The organism is Adlercreutzia murintestinalis, from assembly GCF_943192905.1.
GTDB lineage: Bacteria > Actinomycetota > Coriobacteriia > Coriobacteriales > Eggerthellaceae > Adlercreutzia_A > Adlercreutzia_A murintestinalis.
Window position 1 is genome coordinate 84002 of sequence record NZ_CALPCC010000005.1, and the last position, 19663, is coordinate 103664.

A 19663-nucleotide genomic window follows, 5' to 3' on the forward strand; every position below is an offset into this window, starting at 1 on the left:
GAAGCGCCATGAGCCAAGAACCTCAAAACGCATATGACCAGACCTACGGCGCAAGCCAACCGTCCGCTGCGCCAGGCGGGACTCCGGTAGCGGGGCAAACTGCCATGCCAACAACCGATGCAGCTGCCCAGCCACAAGCTCAGCCGACCGCGTCAGCGGCGCAGACGGCACCTTCTCAAACGCAGGCGTTCAGCCAATCGTTCAGCGATGCTGGGCAAGCGACCCCTCAACCGGTGTATGCGGCACCTGCTGCGCCACAGAAGAGCGGCAAAGGCTGGATCGTCGGCATCGTGGTTATCGTGGCGGTGGCGATCGTTTGCATCGTCGGCATGGCGTCGTGCTCCACGACGATGTCGGCCATGATGAACCCGTTCGGCTCGCTCTACGAGGACGAGGGCGGCTATGCGGTGTATGAGCCCAGCGTGGGCATCATTGAACTTGATGGCACCATTCAATATGACGGCAGCGTGTGCAGTCCGGAGGGATTGAAGGAGCTGCTCGACCAGGCCGAGGATGACGACGACATCGTTGCCGTCGTGCTGCGGGTGAACTCAGGCGGTGGCGTGGCGACCGCAGGCGAAGAGATGGCGCAATACGTCGCCGATTTCAGCAAGCCGATCGTGGTTTCGAGCGCGGCCACCAATGCGAGCGCAGCGTATGAGATCAGCAGCCAGGCCGATATGATCTTCGTGGATAAGACCACCATGATCGGGTCCATTGGTGTCATTTTGCAGGTCAGCGATCTCTCGGGGCTCTATGACAAGCTCGGCATCCGCATCGACAACATCACTTCGGCCGATGCCAAGGATGCCGGTGGTGGCACCCGCCCGCTGACCGAGGATGAGCGCGCCTACTACCAAGCCATGGTCGATCAGATCAACGATCTGTTCGTCAAAACGGTGGCCGAGGGGCGCGGTATGAAAGAGGATGAGGTTCGCAAGCTGGCAACAGGGCTGCCCTTCACCGGCGTTGATGCGGTGGAAAACGGGCTGGCAGACGAGATCGGCCTGCTCGAGGATGCCGTGGCGGCAGCCAGCGAAGAGGCAGGGTATGGCATCGGACTGCCTACGGTGTCTTTGACCTATGCGGGAAGCGATCTTCTGGGCCTGCTCGATATGCTGGGGTACAGCGAGAGCGACTTGGGAGACGCGGCCAAGCTCGAGACGTTGATCGCGGCGCTGGAGGATGGCCGTGCGCTGGGATAGGGACGCCGATATGGTGTGGCCGCATCGCGCGGTCGTTACCGCTGGCATGCCTTACGGCAACAAGCCGCTGCACTTCGGACACCTGGGGGGCGTGTTCATTCCCGCCGATGCGTTCGCACGCTTCTTGCGCGATCGTATCGGTGCCGACAACGTTCGCTTCGTGAGCGGCACCGATTGCTTTGGTAGCCCCATCAACGAGGGGTATCGGAAAGCGGTTGAATCCGGCGCGTTTTCGGGCACCATCGCTGAATACGTGCAGAGCAACCACGATGCTCAGGCTGCCGCGCTTGCCGATTTCGGGGTGTCGTTGGATATCTTCGAGGGAAGCGGCATCGGGCATGCAGGGGAAGTGCATCAAGAGCTCACCGATGCCTTCATCCGCGGACTCTACGAGCAAGGCACCTTGCAGCTGGCCTCCACGTTACAGTTCTTCGATGCTGAGGCCAACACCTTCCTGAATGGTCGTCAGGTGCAGGGGCATTGTCCCGTGCAGGGCTGCAAGAGCGAGCACGGCTACGCCGACGAATGCGATCTGGGGCACCAATACGAACCGACCGATCTGATCGCGCCGGTCTCTACGTTGACCGGCACGATGCCCGAGATGCGTCCGGTCAGCAACTGGTATTTCGATCTGCCGTCGTATGGTGCTTTCCTGAAACAGCGCGTGTCCGAACTTGAAGCGGACGAAGAGGTGCGCAGGGTCGTGCCTCAGACGATCGCGGAGTTTTTAGGTGCGCCGATCGTGTTCGTGAAAAACGAGCTGTTCGAGGCATACGAGCGCATCATGGCCGATCTGCCCTCGCATACGACGCGCGAGGCGGAGGGCAACAAGCAAAGTTTCAGTCTCGAGTTCGACGATGTGCATGCGCGCGAAGAGGCATGCACCAAGCTCTCGGCGGCAGGCATTCGCTTCCGCACGTCGAAAACGCTCGTGCCCTTCCGCATCACGGGCAACATCGAGTGGGGCGTGAAGGCGCCTGTGCTCGATGAGGTGCGCGATCTGACGGTGTGGTGCTGGCCTGAGTCGCTGTGGGCCCCCATCTCGTTCACCATCGCTTGCAATGATGCGCTCGGGCTGCCGCGGGGTACGTGGCGTGATTTCTGGTGCGACGATACGGCGAAGGTCTACCAGTTTATCGGGCAGGACAATCTGTACTTCTACGGCGTAGCGCAACCGGCTCTGTGGGAGGCGCTCGGCAGTCATGGCATCTTCGGCGGTGCCGAGGCGCGCCCCCTGCGCCAAACCGAGCTCATCGCGAACCACCATCTGCTCTTCGGCAAGACCAAGGCGTCCTCGTCGGGCGCGGTCAAGCCGCCGACGGGCTCTGAACTGCTCGAACACTACACAGCAGAGCAGCTGCGCGCCCATTTCCTGGCGCTGGGACTCGATCAGAAGTCGGTGGCGTTTTCCCCGAAGCCGTTCGACCCCCGGCTCACCGACGAGCAGAAATCCGACCCGCGCGTGGCCGATCCCGTGCTCAAAGAGGGCGCGCTTCTGACCAACGTGTTCAATCGGTTAGCGCGCAGTTGCCTGTACGAGGCGGCGAACAGCTTCGAGGGCTTCATGCCCGTAGGTCCGGTGAGCGCAGATGTTCTCGAGCGCGCTCAGCGCACCATGCAGCGCTACGACGCCTTGATGTATCGGGTCGAACTGCATTCGGTGATGCAGCTGGCTGATGAGTTCATCCGGTGGTCGCAGAAGCGATGGGCCGACGGCATCAAGGCGATAGTCGAGCGCGAAGGCACTGACGTTCCGCCGAGCGAGGCACGTCGTCAGCTGTTGTGTGATTGCTTCTATCTGTTGCGCGTCTGCGCGCTGCTGATGCATCCGATCTGCCCGCGCGGGTGTGAGACCATCTGCGACTATCTTGATTTTGACGCACAGGATTTCTTCAGCTGGAACTACGACTTCGCCAGCAACGACGAGCTGTGCGGGGCAGGCGAGATCGACGAGGGACGCCATCAGGTGCGCCCGCTGCCACCGCGTTTCGACTTCTTCCCGAAACATGAGAGCCAACTCAAAAAATAGCTCAGCGATTCGATAGCGCGTAGGCCCGAGCAGTGCTATACTACTCGGGCTTTTTACTTTGACGCATGCTCGGGCGACCGATCGCCGCTAGTGGCCACTAGAAAAGGCTGCGGTTGTCGGGAAGACCTCGGGCAGAGGATTAACGAATGGAGTGAACATGGCTGCACCTACCAAGGTCAGCATCCAGTCTTTGCTGGATGCCGGCGCACACTTCGGGCATCAGACCCGCCGTTGGAACCCCAAGATGAAACCCTACATCTTCGGAAGCCGCGGAGATATCTACATCATCGACTTGAAGCAGACCCTGGTCGGTCTTGACCGCGTCTACACCTACATCAGCGAGCTGACCCGCAAGGGCGGTACCGTGCTGTTCGTGGGCACGAAGAAGCAAGCCCAAGAGAGCGTGGCCGATGCTGCCAACCGTTGCGGCATGCCGTACGTGAACAACCGCTGGCTGGGCGGCATGATGACGAACTTCGCCACTATCCGCAGCCGCGTGAACTACATGGAGGACCTGGAGGCGCAGGATGCGGATGGCCGCATGGCGCTGCTGCCGAAGAAGGAGCAGATCCTCAAGCACAAGGAACTGGCGAAGCTGCAGGCTAACCTCAACGGCATCCGCAACATGAAGCGCGTGCCGGACGCCATCTTCATCATCGACACGTGCCGTGAGGAGATCGCCGTGCACGAGGCGCATCGTCTGGGCGTGCCGGTGGTGGGCACGCTGGATACCAACTGCGACCCGGACGACGTGGATTACGGCATTCCGGCCAATGATGATGCCATCCGCAGCGTGAAGCTTCTGTGCGAGTTCGTGGCCGATGCGGTCATCGCGGGCACCGGTGCTGTGGTGAGCGCGGCCGACATGGCTGCCGAGGCCAAGGCGGATGCGCAAGAGGAAGCGTTGGTGAAAGAGGACGAGCAGAAGGTGGCCGACGATGCTCAGGGCTCTGACGTGGTCAGCGCCGTTGAGGCCGATGTTGACGCGAAGGCTATCACGGCTGAGATCGCCGACCAAGAGGTCGCTGCGATCGATGCTGCTGAGGGCACCAACTAGATACCATTTCGGGCTTTCAAGCCTTATCCGATAAGGAGGAATCATGGCCGAGATCACCGCTTCTATGGTGAAAGAGCTGCGCGAGATGACCGGCGCAGGCATGATGGAATGCAAGAAGGCGCTCGCTGAGGCGAATGGCGACATGGAGGCTGCTGTCGACGTGCTGCGCACGCGCGGTTTAGCAGCAGTGGCGAAGAAGGCCGGACGCGCTACCAATGAGGGTACCGTCATGGCCATCGTGGACGAGACCTGCACGAAGGGTGCCGTCATCGAGCTGAACTGCGAAACCGACTTCGTGGGCATGAACGAGAAATTCAAGGGATACGCCGAGCGCATCGCGGCGGCGGCCCTGCTGAATCCTGGCGAGAGCGTCGATGCGCTCAAGCAGGCCGACTCTGATGGTATGACGGTGGACGAGGTGCTGACCGACTGCATCCACGTGATGGGCGAGAACTGCCAGCTTTCTCGCGTAGCAACCGTCGAGGCGCCCGGTGTTGCCAGCTATATCCATGGCGGCGGCAAGATCGGCGTGTTGGTGAACTTTGCGGTGGAGGGCATCGATCCGGCTTGCGAGGCGTTCCAGGTTTGCGGGCGCGACGTGGCCATGCAGGTGGCCGCCATCAATCCTGTTTCGGCCACGCGCGAGAGCGTGCCCGCTGACGTGGCCGCGCATGAGCTGGAGATCTACAAGGCGCAGGCGGCTGAGAGCGGCAAGCCGGAGAACATCCAGGAGAAGATCGCCGAGGGCCGCATGGAGAAGTTCTACAAAGAGAACTGCCTGGCCGAGCAGGATTTCGTGAAGAATGGCGATGTGACCGTGAAGCAGTACGTCGATGAGTGCGCTAAGGAGCTGGGCGGCACCATCAAGATCGTCGGCTTCATTCGTTTCGCGTTGGGTGAGTAAGGCTGTTCCGGTTGTCCTTAGGCAACCGGAATCGCTCGATGCTGTGACGCGTTCCCGGGTGTGTCCGAGCGCCTGCGCGAACATCCTGCCGTAGGCAAGGTTGATCGGCTGCGCATTGCGCGCGAGCCTTCTCAGGGAAGCGTCTTCCTGACTTTGTTTTGACCAGTAAGGTTTTACATGGGTTCTGCCAATGAAGTCATAGTGGTGCATGGAAACGGCAATCTCGCTGGCGAGGTTGCCGTTTCCGGTGCCAAGAACAGCGCGTTGAAGCTGATGGCCGCGTCGGTGCTCGGGCGTGGTGTCACCACGTTGCGCAATGTGCCCCTGATCGACGATATCGATGTGATGGGGGAGGTGCTGGCATACCTTGGTGCCACCGTGTCGCGCACCGATCATGTGCTGACGATCGACACCGCATCGTTGACGCGCAACGAGACACCGTATGAATTGGTCACGAAGATGCGCGCGAGCATCGCGGTTCTGGGACCTTTGATCGGGCGCTTCGGTGAGGCGCGCGTGGCCATGCCCGGAGGATGCCAGATAGGCGCCCGCAATATCGACATGCATCTGGTTGGACTCGAAGCGCTCGGCGTCGTGTTCGATGTCGATCACGGCATCATTGTGGCGCATACGCCCCAGGGTCTGCATGGCGCTCAGGTAACCTTGGAATTCCCCAGCGTGGGTGCTACCGAGAATATGCTGATGGCTGCGGTGTGCGCCGAGGGCGAAACGGTCATCGACAACGCCGCCCGCGAACCGGAGATCGCGGATCTGTGCAACATGCTCAACGAGATGGGTGCCAAGATATCGGGCATCGGCACGTCGAGCATCCACGTAGAAGGCGTTCCCGTCTCGCAGCTTCATCCCTGCGACCACACCACGGTCGGGGATCGCATCGAGGCGGGCACGTTCTTGGCGGGAGGCGCTTTGACGGGTGGTCCTGTGACCGTGCGAGGCATTGACCCTGACTACCTCCGCATGGCCATCACGAAGCTGCGCTCGTTGGGTTGCGAGGTGGAGACGGACCAGGATTGGATTCGCGTATCTCGCACCGCGCCGCTGAACGCCATCGATATCCAGACACTGCCCCATCCGGGTTTTCCGACCGACTTGCAAGCTCAGTTCATGCTGTTGGCAGCGCTTGGCGACGGGCTGTCGGTCATAACGGAGAACGTCTTCGAGAATCGCTTCATGTTCGCTGCGGAACTTATGCGCATGGGCGCCGATATCGATCTTGAAGAGCATCATGCGCTGGTGCGCGGCGTAGATGGTTTACAGGGCGCGCCGGTGTCCGCAACCGATTTGCGCGCTGGAGCCGCCTTGGTGCTCGCGGGCATCATCGCAGAGGGAGACACCACGGTACATGGTATCGCGCATATCGATCGCGGCTACGAGGACTATGTGGGCAAGCTCTCGTCGCTCGGCGCCGATGTGAAGCGCGTGTCTGCGAGCGCTTGACGCCATGGCTTCCCGCCCAACCAGACGCTCTCCAAGTGGCAGGCATGCCGGTGCTCGCGTGGCAGCAGCACGTCCGACCTCTTCCACGCTCGTCGAAGAGGTGCGCCGCCGCAAGCGCAGGCATGCGAGGGCTGTGGGTATGGGCATTGGCGCTGCCATCCTCGCGATCGCGGTCGCGGTAGGCGTCTATGCCTATTTCACCACGACGAACGCAAAGCTCGATCTGGCACCCTCGAATGCTGCCGAGGCTTTGAAGCCCGCCGAGGAGAACAACCCGTTCTTCATGCTCTGCTCCGTTGACCTCGGTCTTTCTCCCAGCGCTCCTGCCAGCTATGACGTGCCGCAGAATACCCAGGGATATCTGCTGGTGCGGGTAGACGAGTCGCAACGAACACTCACGTTCATAAGCATTCCGGCCAATACGCTCGTGCGCTTTCAGAATGGCGAATATCATCCGCTCTGCGATGCGCTCGCAGAGGGCGGGGAAGCCGAGCTCGTGCGCCGCGTGGCGGATTTCGCGGGCGTGGACATCAGTCATTTCGTGCGCACGACGCAGACGGGCATTCAGCAGCTGGTCGATCTGATCGGCGGCGTGAAGATGACCCTCGATGCGGAAGTGGACGATCCATATGCCGGCAACGAGGTTCTCTTCGCAGGAGAAACGGTGCTCAGCGGACAGCAAGCGATCGTGTTCTTACGCGCGATGGATGTGACGGGCGGTTGGGATACGGTCGCTCGCAACCGTGTGGCGTTCACCGTGCAGTTGCTCACCCAAGCGCTGGCGGCCGAGGGCTTGAATCTGGCGGCAGCGATCGGCGACGCGAGCGGATATCTCGATACCGACCTCGGAGCATCTCAGTTGATGGGGCTGGCCGATGTCTTCCGTCCGCTCGATACGGCAACGGTGTACGTGTGCGCGGTGCCTGGCTTGGAGTCGACCATCTCAGATGGACGGCAGGCCTTCGATGCAAAGACGAAAGAGTGGCAGGTCATGATCGAGCGTATCAAGGAGGGCGGAGATCCTGATAGCTTGGAATCTAGCGCGCAGAGCGTTGATGCGGCCTCGGTTAGCGTGGAAGTGCGCAACGGTACGTCAACGGCGGGTGCGGCGGCGCAGATGGCCTCCATGCTCGAGCAGGATGGTTTTCAAATCGGTAACGTGGGCAACACCAACGACGATACCGTCTATAAGGAAACGCTGGTGATCTATACTGATCCCAATTACGAAGGCGCTGCAAAGGCGGTGGCGAACTCCATCGGAGGCGGTCGCGTCGTGAACGGCGGCGATTTCTACCGCTCCGCCTCGAATGTGATCGCCATCGTGGGTACCGACTGGACGCCGTAGGTCAACAAGGAGCAGGCATGTGGTGCAATAAGGTATTGGTAGCCTATGATGGCTCGGCGGCGTCGCAGCGTGCGCTGCACATGGCGCTCGGCATCGTCGAGGCGGATCGCAGCAGAGGTCTCGTGCTGGTGCATGTGGCCCGCATGGCTGGAACGGGGTCGGCCTTAGCAGGCGTTGATGCCATGATCGCCGCCGATGCGCAGGAGGTGCGCGAAGCTCTTGAGCGGGTGGCGGCTACCGTGAGCAACCCCACTGAGGTGCGCGTGCTCATCGGCACCTCGCCTGCCGATCTGATCGTGCAGTGCGCGCGTGAAGAGGGCTGCGACCTCATCGTGATGGGCAGCCGCGGTCAGGGTGGCGTGAAGGGCTTTTTGGGAAGCGTGAGCTATGCGGTGACCAAGGAAAGCCCGGTAGCTGTGCTTATTGCGAAAGAAGATGACTAGGAAACAGTGGCGCGTGCGGCGCAAGAGAAACTATGGAGTGCCCCGTTCGTATTAGGGACGCTTTCCAATTTGGCCATGTCCGTCGGCTATTACATGTTGATGGTGGTCATGACCTCATACACGATGGCTACCTATGGCGCCTCAGAAGCGGTGGCAGCCTTCACGGCATCCATCTTCATTATCGGAACGCTGATTGCGCGATTGGCAAGCGGTGCGTTCATGGAGCGGATCGGGCGCAAGCGCCTTGCGTTGATCGGTGCAGCTCTCACCATCGTGCTCAATGGCGCATACCTGATGGGCAGCACGTTGGAGTTGTTGATGACCGTGCGTTTCTTGCACGGCTTTTTCTATGGCGTGTTCAGCACGGCCATGGCCACCTTAGTGACCTCCATCATTCCGCACGAGCGCAAAGGCGAGGGCATCGGTTATTACATGCTGTCGGTGACCATGGCGGCGGCGCTGGGACCGTTTCTCGGCATCTTCATCTCTGCTCGCTTCGATTTTTGCGTGCTGTTCATCCTGTCCATGGTGTGCGCTGGCGCAACGCTGCTCTGCGCCCTGTTCATGCGGGCCGTGCCGGTGCCGGATAGGCCCTGTGCGAACACCGATGCTCTTGCGGATGACATGGCGGATGCCTCGGTGCTTGACGCGCCCGAGCTCGAAGGAGAATACGAGCGTCTCTCCGCAGCGGGCGACGTTTCCGCACCCGCTGTTCGCTCTCGTCTGCTCGACCGGTTGATCGAGGTTCGTGCGTTGCCCATCGCAGGTGTGGCGGGCCTGATCTTCTTCGGGTACTCGGCGCTCCTGACGTTCCTTCAGCCTTTCGCCTCTCAGATCGATCTGACGCGAGCAGCGAGCGTCTTCTTCATCGTCTATGCGATCGCCATGTTCGTAACCCGCCCGTTCACCGGTCGCGCATTCGATCGGCGAGGCCCGCGTCCGATCATGATTCCCGCGTTCATCTCGTTTGTGGTCGGCATGGTGGTGCTCTCTGCGGCCAACAACGATTGGGCGCTACTCGCAAGCGCGCTTTTGCTGGGATTTGGGGTCGGCACCATCCAGTCGTGCGGCTTGGCCATGGCGGTGCGCCAGACAACTGATGCTCGTCTGAGCCTAGCGAATGCCACGTTCTACATCTTGTTGGACACAGGGGTGGGAATAGGGCCGCTGCTGCTTGGTGCGGTGGTGCCGCTTATCGGATACCGCTGCATGTACCTTGCGTTGGCAGGGGTGGGTCTCTGTGCGCTCGTGCTGTTCTTGGTCATAACGCGGCGGCGTTGTGCATGATCTAACGGCAAAGCGGAAGACTTCGCGCCGGTCGCAGATTCCTCTGGCAAAGCTGGTGCACTTTTGATAGCATAAGTATTCGCTGCGTTCGCGCGGCATTATTAGCATGCGCCCAGGTATGTGGCATGACACGAAAGGACCACTTTTGGCTAAAGAAGATGTCATCGAGCTTGAAGGCACCGTTCGCGAAGCGCTGCCGAACGCGATGTTCAAGGTGGAGCTCGAGAATGGCCATGAGATCCTCGCGCATATCTCCGGCAAGATGCGCATGCACTACATCAAGATACTTCCCGGTGACAAAGTGACGGTGGAGCTTTCCGTGTACGATCTGAACCGTGGGCGTATCACGTACCGTTTCAAATAGCGAAGTACGGGCCGCGCAAGCGGTGCAGCCGAGAAGATTACGCCTGCGGCTGGGCGTGGAAGATAGAGAAGACGCATTAACCGAAAGGAATTGAAATGAAGGTACGTCCTTCGGTCAAGAAGATGTGCGACAAGTGCAAGATCATTAGGCGCCATGGCAAGGTGCTCGTCATCTGCGAGAACCCCCGTCATAAGCAGCGCCAAGGGTAAAGAGAGGTTTATTCAATGGCAGTACGTCTTGTCGGTGTAGACCTTCCGCAGTCAAAGCGCATCGAAACAGCCTTGACCTACATCTACGGAATCGGAAACACCACTTCCAAGCAGGTCCTAGCCGCCACCGGTGTCAACCCGGACATTCGCGTGAAGGATCTGACAGAGGATGATCTAGCGAAGCTCCGCGATTACATCCAGAACAATCTGAAAGTTGAGGGTGACCTGCACCGCGAGGTCTCTCAGAACGTGAAGCGTCTGATGGAGATCGGGTGCTACCGCGGCCTGCGCCACCGCAAGGGCCTGCCGGTTCGTGGCCAGCGCACGCATACCAATGCGCGCACGCGCAAAGGCCCGCGCAAGCAAATCGGCGGCAAGAAGAAGTAAGCGAGGAGCATCATGGCTAAGAAAAACGTTGCAACGCGCGTCAAGCGCTCTGAGCGTAAGAACATTGCTGTGGGTGCTGCTCACATCAAGTCTACGTTCAATAACACCATCATCAGCATCACCGATCCTCAGGGAAATGTGATCGCGTGGCAGTCCGCTGGCACCGTTGGTTTCAAGGGTTCCCGCAAATCGACGCCCTTTGCGGCGCAGATGGCGGCTGAGGCCTGCGCCAAGGTTGCTATGGAGCACGGTCTGCGCAAGGTGGCTGTCTACGTGAAAGGCCCGGGTTCGGGTCGCGAAACGGCCATCCGTACGTTGCAGGCGGCAGGTCTCGAGATCGCCAGCATCCAAGATTGCACACCCATCCCGCACAACGGCTGCCGCCCCAAGAAGCGTCGCCGCGTGTAACTGAAAGGATCATCTAATGGCAAGATACACAGGACCGGATTGCAGGCTGTGCCGTCGCGAGGGATGCAAGCTGTTCCTCAAGGGCGACCGCTGCTACTCCGATAAGTGCGCCATGGAGCGCCGCGCATATGCGCCGGGCGATGCCGGCAAGAAGCGCGTGAAGGAAAGCGAATACCGTCAGCAGTTGCGCGAGAAGCAGAAGACCAAGCGCATCTATGGTCTGTTGGAGAAGCAGTTCCGCCACTACTACGACCTGGCCAGCCGTGCTCAGGGCATTACCGGCGAGAATCTGCTACGCATTCTCGAGAGCAGACTGGACAACGTGGTGTACCGTCTCGGTTTCGCGAAATCTCGCGCAGAGGCGCGTCAGCAGGTACGTCATGGTCACATCCAGGTGAACGGCCGTCGCGTCGACATCCCGTCGTTCCGCGTGCGCCCCGGCGACCTGGTGGCAGTGGCGCCGAAGGCTCGCGATATGCTGGTTATCAAGAGCGCCCTTATCTCTAACGAGCGCACGAGCGTTCCGGCATGGCTTGAGGTCGATATCGAGAAGCTGCAGGGAAGCGTTCTCTCGCTGCCGCAGCGCGATCAGATCGATTCTGATATCCGCGAGCAGCTCATCGTCGAGCTCTACTCGAAGTAATCGCCGCTATCTAAGGAGGCTACCTGCACATGACAGAGTTCATGAGGCCTACTGTTACAACGGAAGAAGTGAACAACACGGTAGCGCGTTACATCGTGGAGCCGCTGGAGCGCGGCTATGGCTCGACGCTCGGCAATTCTATGCGCCGCGTGCTGCTGTCTAGCTTGGATGGCGCCAAGGCAACCGCCATTCAGATCGAGGGCGTGCAGCATGAGTTCACCACAGCCGAGGGCGTGATCGAAGATATCACCGATATCGTGCTCAACGTGAAGGGCTTGGTGTTCTCGCAGCAGACTGATGATGCAGAAGAGGCAACGGCGCACGTATCCGCTGAAGGCCCTTGCACGGTGACCGGTGCCGATCTTGCGGTGCCAACGGGCTTCACGCTGGTCAATCCTGAGCACGTGATCGCCACGGTCGCTGATGGTGGTCAGCTCGACATGACCATCCGCATTGGCGTTGGCCGCGGTTACGTTTCCGCTGACAACAATAAGCGCACGGAAGACCCCATCGGGGTTATTCCTGTCGATAGCTTGTTCAGCCCGGTGAAGCGCTGCACGATGAACGTGGAGGACACTCGTGTTGGACAGCGTACCGACTACGATCGTCTGGTGCTCGAGGTGGAGACTGACGGATCGGTGAGCCCCACTGATGCCGTGTGCTGTGCTGCGAATATCATCAATCAGTACATGGGCGCATTCTTAGCGCTCTCTGAGCGCGAGGGCGTCGAAGAGGTGGAAGAGGTTTCCATCTTCGCACCCGAAGGCACCGAGACCAACGCAGAGCTGGACAAGCAGATCGAGGATCTCGATCTGTCGGTGCGCTCATACAACTGCTTAAAGCGCGCCGGTATCCACTCAGTGCGTCAGCTGGTCGAATTCAGCGAGAACGATCTGCTGAACATCCGTAACTTCGGCGCCAAGTCCATCGAAGAGGTCAAGGACAAGCTGATCAGCATGGACTTGAATCTGAAACTATAGGAGCAATGCAATGAGACACAAGTACAAAGGGCGCAAGCTGGGCACTGACTGGAGCCACACTCAGGCCATGAAGCGCAGCCTGGTGCAGGCGCTCTTCTTAAACGATCGCATCAAGACCATCGAGAGCCGCGCGAAAGAGATCCGCGGTGACGTGGACAAGGTCATCACGTGGGCGAAGAAGGGCGACCTGCATAGCCGCCGTCTTGCCATCGCGAAGCTCAATGATAAAGATCTTGTGCGTGAGATCTTCGAAAAGGTGAACCAGGGCATGTTCGAGGGCCGCGACGGTGGCTACACGCGCATCATGAAGCTAGGTCCGCGCAAGGGCGACAACGCTCCCATGGTCATCATGGAGCTGGTGAACGAGACGGTTGCGCCGAAGGCGAAGAAGGATGATGCCAAGAAGGCCGCACCGAAGAAGAAGGCCGCTCCTAAGAAGGCAGCGAAGAAGGACGATGAGACAAGCGAGTCCGTGCTCGAAGAGCTGCATGAGTCCGTTGAGGCTGCTGAGGAGAATTTCGCCGAAGAGGTGCAAGAAGAAGGCAAGGAGCAACTGACCGAAGAGCGCTCAGAAGCTGCTGCCGAGGATGCCAAGGAAGCCGAGAAGGTCAAAGAGGAGGAGTTCAAAGCCGAGGAAGCTCGCGCCGAGAACGCCGAGGCTGCCGACCTGAAGGCTGAGGATGGCGAGAAGGCCTAAGGCTTCGTGGCTGCGCTCAGCGTATCCACATACATACCGCGTGAGTCGAGCGTGCATCATCTTGATGCGCGCTCGAAAATCATTTTGTTGCTGGTCTATTCGATCAGCATTTTCTTTATCGACTCCTGGGAAGGTATGTTCGCAGCAGCAGCGCTGTTCGTAGGTGCGCTCCTGTTGAGCCGTCTTCCTTGGGGACCCGTCTTCAAAGTAGCGCTACCGGTATACGTCATTGCCGTATTCACGGTGCTCGCGAATGCGTTCTTGTTCAAATACGGCAGCTTCGCATTTCGTCTTGAGGGTCTTGATCGCGGATTCTTCTTCGCGGTGCGCATCCTGCTCCTTGTATGGGCCAGCTTGATCTTGTGTTATACCTCTACCAGTACACAGCTGACCGATGCGCTCGCGAGCTTCATGGCGCCTTTGCGGCGCTGGAAGGTGCCTGTCGATGATGTGGCCATGGTGTTCAGCATCGCGCTGCGCTTTATCCCCGTGACCGCTGACGAGTACTTGCGCATCCGCGATGCGCAATGGTCGCGCGGGGCACCGCTCTCCGATGGTCCGATCCTGGCGCGTCTCCGGGCGCACACTTCCATCTTGATCCCGCTTTTCGTGGGGTTGTTCCGCCGTGCCGATACGCTTGCCATGGCTATGGATGCACGTTGTTATGGGCTGCCCGGCATTATGCGCACACGTTTGGTGGAACATGCCTTTGGAGGCAAAGAGATTGCCATCACCGTTCTTGGTAGCGCGTGTTGCATCGCCTTAGCGGTGCTGTGGTAGCGAAGCCGAAGCGCTCTCTGCGTTGAGTGAAGACGTTTCGGTTGCAAGCAGCGCATGAGACGTGGGCGGGCTCTTTGGGCAGGCATGCACGGCATGACCGCGGTATCTGTGGGGTGACTTCAGGGAGCGGCATCGATACCCCCGTAAGCGGCGAAAATCCAAGGAGGCGCGGTATCGTGTCATGAATGTGTTACGATTTATCAATACGTAACACTACCGGAAGGATGATGGGGATGGCATCTCTTACCCGAAGGAGTTTCTTGGGAGCAGCGGCCGCAGGTGCCGTGGGATTGTCTTTGCACGGATGTGCGTCTGACGGCGCAAGCGAGGCGCAGGATGAACTGTCGGGAGGTCCTGTTTCAGGAGATCGCGACCAGGTTATCGTCTCGATGACGCCTTCGTCTGAGCCGGAGGCGGGTTTCGATCCGCTGTTCAGCTGGGGATGCGGAGAGCATGTGCACGAACCGCTAATCCAGTCAACGCTGGTAACGACTGATGTTGATCTTGCATTCGTTAACGATCTCGCAGTGTCGTACGAGTGCGCGCCGGATGGTCTGACGTGGACCTTCGATATTCGCGATGACGTGCGCTTCACGGATGGAGAGCCGCTCACGGCACATGATGTCGCCTTCACCATCAACGGCATCAATGCGAACGCGGCTGCCCAAGCCGACCTCTCCATGATCAATCGGGCCGAAGCGCTCAGCGACACGCGAGTGGTGTTTCACCTGAATAAGCCTTACAACGCCATGCTGTACACGCTTGCTGTGGTGGGCATTGTTCCCGAGCATGCCTACGATGCGGCAACGTACGGGGCGCATCCCATTGGGAGCGGGCGGTACATGCTTGAGCAGTGGGATCGGGGCCAGCAGGTGATTTTGCGGGCCAATCCCGATTATTACGGTGAAGCGCCGTTGATGGATCGGGTCGTGGTGGTGTTCATGGAAGAGGACGCCTCGCTCGCGGCGGCGAGTGCGGCGCAGGTGGATGTGGCCTACACGGCTGCCACGTTGGTGGATGCTGCGCAGCCAGCAGGTTATGACGTCCTCAACTGCGAATCGGTGGATTCGCGGGGCATTTCGCTGCCTTCCATCGCGTCAGGTGAGGCGCGCGTCGTTGAGGGCGATATGGCGTTTTCGGTGGGCAACGATGTGACCTACGACATTGCGCTGCGGCGGATGATGAATGCGGCGGTTGACCGGCAGAGCATGATCGATAGTGTGCTGAACGGATACGGCACGCCTGCCTATAGCGTCTCTGACGGCATGCCTTGGTACAACCCTGATATGGAGAAGATGCTCACGCGGCAGGACGCCTTGCGCCAGCTTGAGGATGCGGGATGGCAACGCGGTGCAGACGGCGTATACGAGAAGGACGGCATACGCGCGGCGTTCGATCTGTATTACAGCGCGGGCGACTCGGTGCGGCAGGCGCTGGCCAATGAGTTCGCTAATCAGATGCGAGACGTGGGCATTCAGGTAACGCCGAAGGGATCGGGTTGGACGTATGACGCAGATGGCATCTATATGCATCAATACAGCGATCCGGTCTTGTGGGGATGGGGCGCGAACAGTCCCGTGCAGATGTACGCGCTTCACTATGGGCCCTCGGAGAGCAACTATGCATGTTACGAGAACGCTGAGGTGGATGCGCATATGGATGCGGCGCTCGCGGCCGACACGGTGGAGGCGTCGTATCCGTTTTGGCAGGCGGCCCAGTGGGACGGAACGCAAGGCTTCGCACCTGAGGGAGGTGCGAGCTGGGTATGGCTGTGCAATGTTGATCACTTGTACTTCAAGCGAACCGCTTTGTCGGTGGCTGCTCAGAAACCCCATCCACATGGGCATGGGTGGTCGCTGGTGAACAACGTGGATCAGTGGTGCTGGGAATGATGAAAGAAATGCGCCAAACCGCCCTACGCGAAAGGAATGCGAGGTCGCTCGATCAGTCCTCGGCGCTGCGCGCCTGCGGAACTTGCTTGGCGAGCGCCCCTCGCATTCCTTTCGTATGGACACTCGACCAACATCCGTCTTCTCCGAAGAGATCCGGGGGAAATTGATGGGGAGGTTCCTGGCGCATGTAGCGATCAAGTTCGCGCTCCTGATGCTGGCATCAAGCCTGGTCGTGTTTGCGCTCGTCAGCGCATCTCCGATTGACCCGGTGTCAGCGAATGTGGGGCAAGCGGCTCTTGCGACCATGTCCGTCGAGCAGCGCGCCGAACTGAGCGAGTATTGGGGAAGCGACACGCCCTTTTGGGAGCGCTACGCGTCGTGGATCGGTGCGCTCGCGCACGGAGATATGGGCATGTCACTGCGCTTCAATGCGCCAGTGGAGCAGGTGATCGCGCAACGCGCGCTCAACTCGCTTGCATTGATGTCTCTTGCGTGGGTGGCAAGCGGGGTGCTCGGTTTTACCCTTGGCGTGGTGGCGGGCGCGCATCGCGATTCGATGATCGATCGGTTCACGAAGGCATACTGCTTCGTACTGGCAGCGAGTCCCACGTTTTGGGTGGCGCTGCTCATGCTGATCGTGTTCAGCGTGGTGTTGGGATGGTTCCCGGTGGGCTTTTCAGCGCCCATTGGCAAGGCGGCATCGGAGGTGACCTTTCTTGATGCGCTGCATCATCTGGCGTTGCCAGCGATCACGCTCTCGCTGGTGGGCGTGGCCAATGTCGCATTGCACACGCGCGAGAAGACCATCGATGTGATGGCGCAACCGTTCGTTCGCCTTGCTCGTGCCCGCGGGCAATCGAATGCGCGCGTCATCGTGCGCCATGGTCTGCGCAACCTCGCGCTGCCGGCCATAACGCTGCAATTCACCCAGATCGCTGAAATCTTCGGAGGAAGCGTGCTGGTGGAACAGGTGTTTAGCTATCCCGGTCTTGGGCAGGCGGCGGTCGTGGCGGGCATAGGCGGAGACGCAGCGCTCCTTGCGGGCATCGCACTGGTGTCCGCAGCGCTTGTTTTCGGAGGCAATCTGATCGCGAACATTCTCTATGGCGTGATCGACCCGCGCTTGAGGGAGGTGCACCATGGCTGAGGCCGTCTCCGTGCTCCTTCATGCCCCACGCACGCGTCGTCTTCCCAATCGGAGGGCAACGCTATGTGCGGTCATCGCAGCCGTGGTTCTGTTGGGAAGCATCGTTGTCGTAGGACAGGCGCTCGCGCCTGCGGCCACGCAGACCGATTTCGCGCACAAGGATATCGCCCCATGTCTCGGGCATCCGTTTGGCACCGATCAGATGGGGCGAGATATGCTGGTGCGGACCATTGCGGGACTCTCGCTGAGCATACTGGTGGGTCTGGGTGCTGCTTGCGCGTCTTCGGTCATCGCTCTTGCGCTGGGATCGGCTGCGGCGCTCTGCGGGAAGCGCGTCGATGCGGCAGTGCTGTGGCTGATCGACCTCATGCAGGGCATACCCCATATCGTGCTGCTCGTTTTGATCTCGTTTGCGCTCGGCAAGGGATTTTGGGGAGTGAGCGTGGGCGTGGCGTTGACCCATTGGCCGGCCCTGACGCGCGTGATCCGAGCTGAGGTCTTGCAATGCCGAACATCGGGATACGTATCGGTTGCGCGTTCGCTGGGAACAAGCCGGGCCCGTATTGCCCTCAGGCACATGCTGCCCGCAGTGCTTCCGCAGTTCATCGTGGGTCTCATCCTGATGTTTCCCCATGCTATCCTGCATGAGGCGGCCATAACGTTTCTCGGTTTCGGGCTTTCTCCCGAGCAGCCCGCCATAGGCATCATTCTCTCTGAGAGCATGTCGTACCTCTCTGCGGGCATGTGGTGGTTAGCTGTGTTCCCGGGCCTGGCGTTGATCGGAGTTGTTATGGTGTTCGATGTGGTCGGGAGCGGTATTCGTCGGTTGGTGGATCCGAACAGCAGCCAGGAGTGATGATGGGCGATCAGATGGGCACAGACGCGCATGCCCAGGCACGCGCACATGCTTCAGGCGAGTCGCATCACCACCACACGCATGCGCGGGGATCGGTTCACCGACAAGGATGTCATCTGCTTCAGGTAGAGCATCTGAGCGTGTCTTTTCGCATGTATGAGACGCGCGGAGAGGGTCTGCGCGATTTCTTGACAGCGCCGCAGAGCACGGTCTTTGCCGTACGAGATCTGAGCGTTGCCGTTCATGAAGGCGAGATCGTTGCCGTAGTGGGTGCATCGGGCGCAGGTAAAACGCTTTTGGCGGATGCTCTTTTAGGGTTGTCTGAGCCGAACGCGCGCGTTGAAGGTCATATCTGGTTCAAGGGGCAGCGCTGTACTGCGCGCGACCTCGTCGCATTGCGCGGGCATGGTATATCGCTCGTGCCTCAAAGCGTTGCGAGCCTTGATCCGCTGATGCGCGTTGGCGAGCAAGTGCGCGGTGTTGCGGCCAGTAGGGCTGATGCGCGTGCACGAGCGCAGCGCCAGCGTCAGCTGTTCGCGCGTTATGGCTTGGATGAGGCGACTGCGCGCAGATATCCGCATGAGCTTTCAGGGGGTATGGCGCGTCGGGTCCTTCTGTGCTGTGCGCTCATGGACGATCCGTCGTTGATCGTGGCGGATGAGCCGACGCCGGGATTGGATACGGATCTCGCGATGCGCGCGCTTGCCGACTTTCGCCAGTTCGCAGATCAGGGGGGCGGCGTGCTCTTGATCACGCATGATATCGAACTGGCGCTGAACGTAGCGGATCGCGTGGCTGTTTTCGATGGTGGCACCGTGGTGGAAGAGACTTCGGTGGAAAGCTTTCGCTGCGAAGAGCGCTTGCGTTCAGAGACGGCGCGGCGGCTCTGGCGCGCTCTGCCACAGAACGGATTCAAGGTGGGAACCGATGCTTGAGGTACGCGATGTGAGCTTTTCGTATCGAGCGGGCACCCCAGTGCTCGCGGGTGTGTCGCTGTGCGTGCATCCTGAAGAACGCGTGCGCATCAGCGCTCCTTCGGGGGCGGGCAAGACCACGCTATGCTCGCTGATCGCGGGGTATCGCAAGCCGTGTGCGGGAGACGTGCTCGTTGATGGGGCTCCGCTGCCCGATCGCGGTCTGTGCCCGGTGCAGTTGATCGGTCAACATCCAGAACGCATGCTTGACCCACGCATGCGCATGCGCGAGACGCTGCGGGAGGCGGGCGCATTGGATGTGGACCTGATGGAAGCTCTCGGCATCGAATCGCGCTGGTTGGGCCGTTTTCCACATGAGCTTTCGGGGGGAGAGATGCAGCGATTCTGCATCGTACGCGCTCTCATGGCTCACCCGCGCTATGTGGTGGCAGACGAGATATCAACGATGCTCGATGCGTTCGCGCAGGCACAGGTGTGGAAGACGATCTTGGCCTGGTGCGCGCAGCACGATGCGGGTCTCTTGTTCACCACTCATTCGAATGCTCTCGCAGCTCACCTTGCCACCCGAACGTTTGAGTTGAGGCGCGAAGACGAGATGCGCGCACGGCCTGAGAGCGAAGCGGTATAATCGCTGGGA

General features: G+C 60.0%; 21 protein-coding genes. All 21 read left to right on the forward strand.

Going from position 1 to position 19663, the window contains the following annotated elements; all coding sequences use genetic code 11:
• Positions 1-8: 8 nt before the first annotated feature.
• Complete coding sequence (gene sppA, locus NFR19_RS02585; protein ID WP_251212222.1) at positions 9-1205, forward strand: signal peptide peptidase SppA; 1197 nt, start codon at positions 9-11, stop codon at positions 1203-1205.
• Positions 1186-3234 carry a class I tRNA ligase family protein gene (locus NFR19_RS02590; RefSeq protein ID WP_251212223.1) on the forward strand — a complete coding sequence of 683 codons (2049 nt, stop codon included), beginning with the start codon at positions 1186-1188 and terminating at the stop codon, positions 3232-3234. Before sppA ends, NFR19_RS02590 begins: the two co-directional genes overlap by 20 nt.
• A 157-nt stretch (positions 3235-3391) precedes the next feature.
• Entirely contained in the window at positions 3392-4291 is a 900-nt protein-coding gene (rpsB, locus tag NFR19_RS02595) for a 30S ribosomal protein S2 (RefSeq protein ID WP_251212224.1), read from the forward strand.
• Between the two features lie 43 nt (positions 4292-4334).
• Positions 4335-5195 (forward strand): translation elongation factor Ts, encoded by an 861-nt coding sequence (gene tsf / locus NFR19_RS02600; protein WP_251212225.1) that lies wholly within the window; start codon positions 4335-4337, stop codon positions 5193-5195.
• Between the two features lie 177 nt (positions 5196-5372).
• Positions 5373-6653 carry a UDP-N-acetylglucosamine 1-carboxyvinyltransferase gene (gene murA, locus NFR19_RS02605; protein WP_251212226.1) on the forward strand — a complete coding sequence of 427 codons (1281 nt, stop codon included), beginning with the start codon at positions 5373-5375 and terminating at the stop codon, positions 6651-6653.
• Between the two features lie 58 nt (positions 6654-6711).
• On the forward strand, positions 6712-7998 hold the full coding sequence (locus NFR19_RS02610; protein WP_251212227.1) for an LCP family protein: 1287 nt from the start codon (positions 6712-6714) through the stop codon (positions 7996-7998).
• A 17-nt stretch (positions 7999-8015) separates the two neighbouring features.
• Positions 8016-8441, forward strand: a complete 426-nt coding sequence (locus NFR19_RS02615) for a universal stress protein (RefSeq protein ID WP_251212228.1) — start codon at positions 8016-8018, stop codon at positions 8439-8441.
• Between the two features lie 69 nt (positions 8442-8510).
• On the forward strand, positions 8511-9728 hold the full coding sequence (locus NFR19_RS02620) for an MFS transporter (RefSeq protein WP_349665498.1): 1218 nt from the start codon (positions 8511-8513) through the stop codon (positions 9726-9728).
• A 145-nt stretch (positions 9729-9873) separates the two neighbouring features.
• Positions 9874-10092 (forward strand): translation initiation factor IF-1, encoded by a 219-nt coding sequence (gene infA / locus NFR19_RS02625; RefSeq protein ID WP_251212229.1) that lies wholly within the window; start codon positions 9874-9876, stop codon positions 10090-10092.
• Positions 10093-10187: 95 nt separating this feature from the next.
• Positions 10188-10301, forward strand: a complete 114-nt coding sequence (rpmJ, locus tag NFR19_RS02630) for a 50S ribosomal protein L36 (RefSeq protein ID WP_006363204.1) — start codon at positions 10188-10190, stop codon at positions 10299-10301.
• A 15-nt stretch (positions 10302-10316) separates the two neighbouring features.
• Entirely contained in the window at positions 10317-10688 is a 372-nt protein-coding gene (gene rpsM, locus NFR19_RS02635) for a 30S ribosomal protein S13 (RefSeq protein ID WP_251212230.1), read from the forward strand.
• 12 nt (positions 10689-10700) lie between these two features.
• Complete coding sequence (rpsK, locus tag NFR19_RS02640; RefSeq protein WP_251212231.1) at positions 10701-11096, forward strand: 30S ribosomal protein S11; 396 nt, start codon at positions 10701-10703, stop codon at positions 11094-11096.
• A gap of 16 nt (positions 11097-11112) precedes the next feature.
• A complete protein-coding gene (rpsD, locus tag NFR19_RS02645; protein ID WP_251212232.1) occupies positions 11113-11739 on the forward strand; it encodes a 30S ribosomal protein S4 in 627 nt (208 codons plus the stop codon).
• Positions 11740-11768: 29 nt separating this feature from the next.
• Positions 11769-12719, forward strand: a complete 951-nt coding sequence (locus NFR19_RS02650) for a DNA-directed RNA polymerase subunit alpha (protein WP_251212233.1) — start codon at positions 11769-11771, stop codon at positions 12717-12719.
• Between the two features lie 10 nt (positions 12720-12729).
• Positions 12730-13416 (forward strand): 50S ribosomal protein L17, encoded by a 687-nt coding sequence (gene rplQ, locus NFR19_RS08910; RefSeq protein ID WP_285813433.1) that lies wholly within the window; start codon positions 12730-12732, stop codon positions 13414-13416.
• A gap of 51 nt (positions 13417-13467) precedes the next feature.
• On the forward strand, positions 13468-14196 hold the full coding sequence (locus tag NFR19_RS02660) for an energy-coupling factor transporter transmembrane component T family protein (RefSeq protein ID WP_251212251.1): 729 nt from the start codon (positions 13468-13470) through the stop codon (positions 14194-14196).
• 260 nt (positions 14197-14456) lie between these two features.
• On the forward strand, positions 14457-16088 hold the full coding sequence (locus tag NFR19_RS02665; RefSeq protein ID WP_251212234.1) for an ABC transporter substrate-binding protein: 1632 nt from the start codon (positions 14457-14459) through the stop codon (positions 16086-16088).
• 166 nt (positions 16089-16254) lie between these two features.
• Complete coding sequence (locus tag NFR19_RS02670) at positions 16255-17235, forward strand: ABC transporter permease (protein WP_251212235.1); 981 nt, start codon at positions 16255-16257, stop codon at positions 17233-17235.
• Positions 17228-18091 (forward strand): ABC transporter permease, encoded by an 864-nt coding sequence (locus tag NFR19_RS02675; RefSeq protein ID WP_251212236.1) that lies wholly within the window; start codon positions 17228-17230, stop codon positions 18089-18091. The genes NFR19_RS02670 and NFR19_RS02675 overlap by 8 nt, the downstream gene beginning before the upstream one ends.
• Before the next feature lie 140 nt (positions 18092-18231).
• A complete protein-coding gene (locus NFR19_RS02680) occupies positions 18232-19026 on the forward strand; it encodes an ATP-binding cassette domain-containing protein (RefSeq protein WP_251212237.1) in 795 nt (264 codons plus the stop codon).
• Complete coding sequence (locus tag NFR19_RS02685; protein ID WP_251212238.1) at positions 19019-19654, forward strand: ABC transporter ATP-binding protein; 636 nt, start codon at positions 19019-19021, stop codon at positions 19652-19654. The genes NFR19_RS02680 and NFR19_RS02685 overlap by 8 nt, the downstream gene beginning before the upstream one ends.
• Positions 19655-19663: the final 9 nt, after the last annotated feature.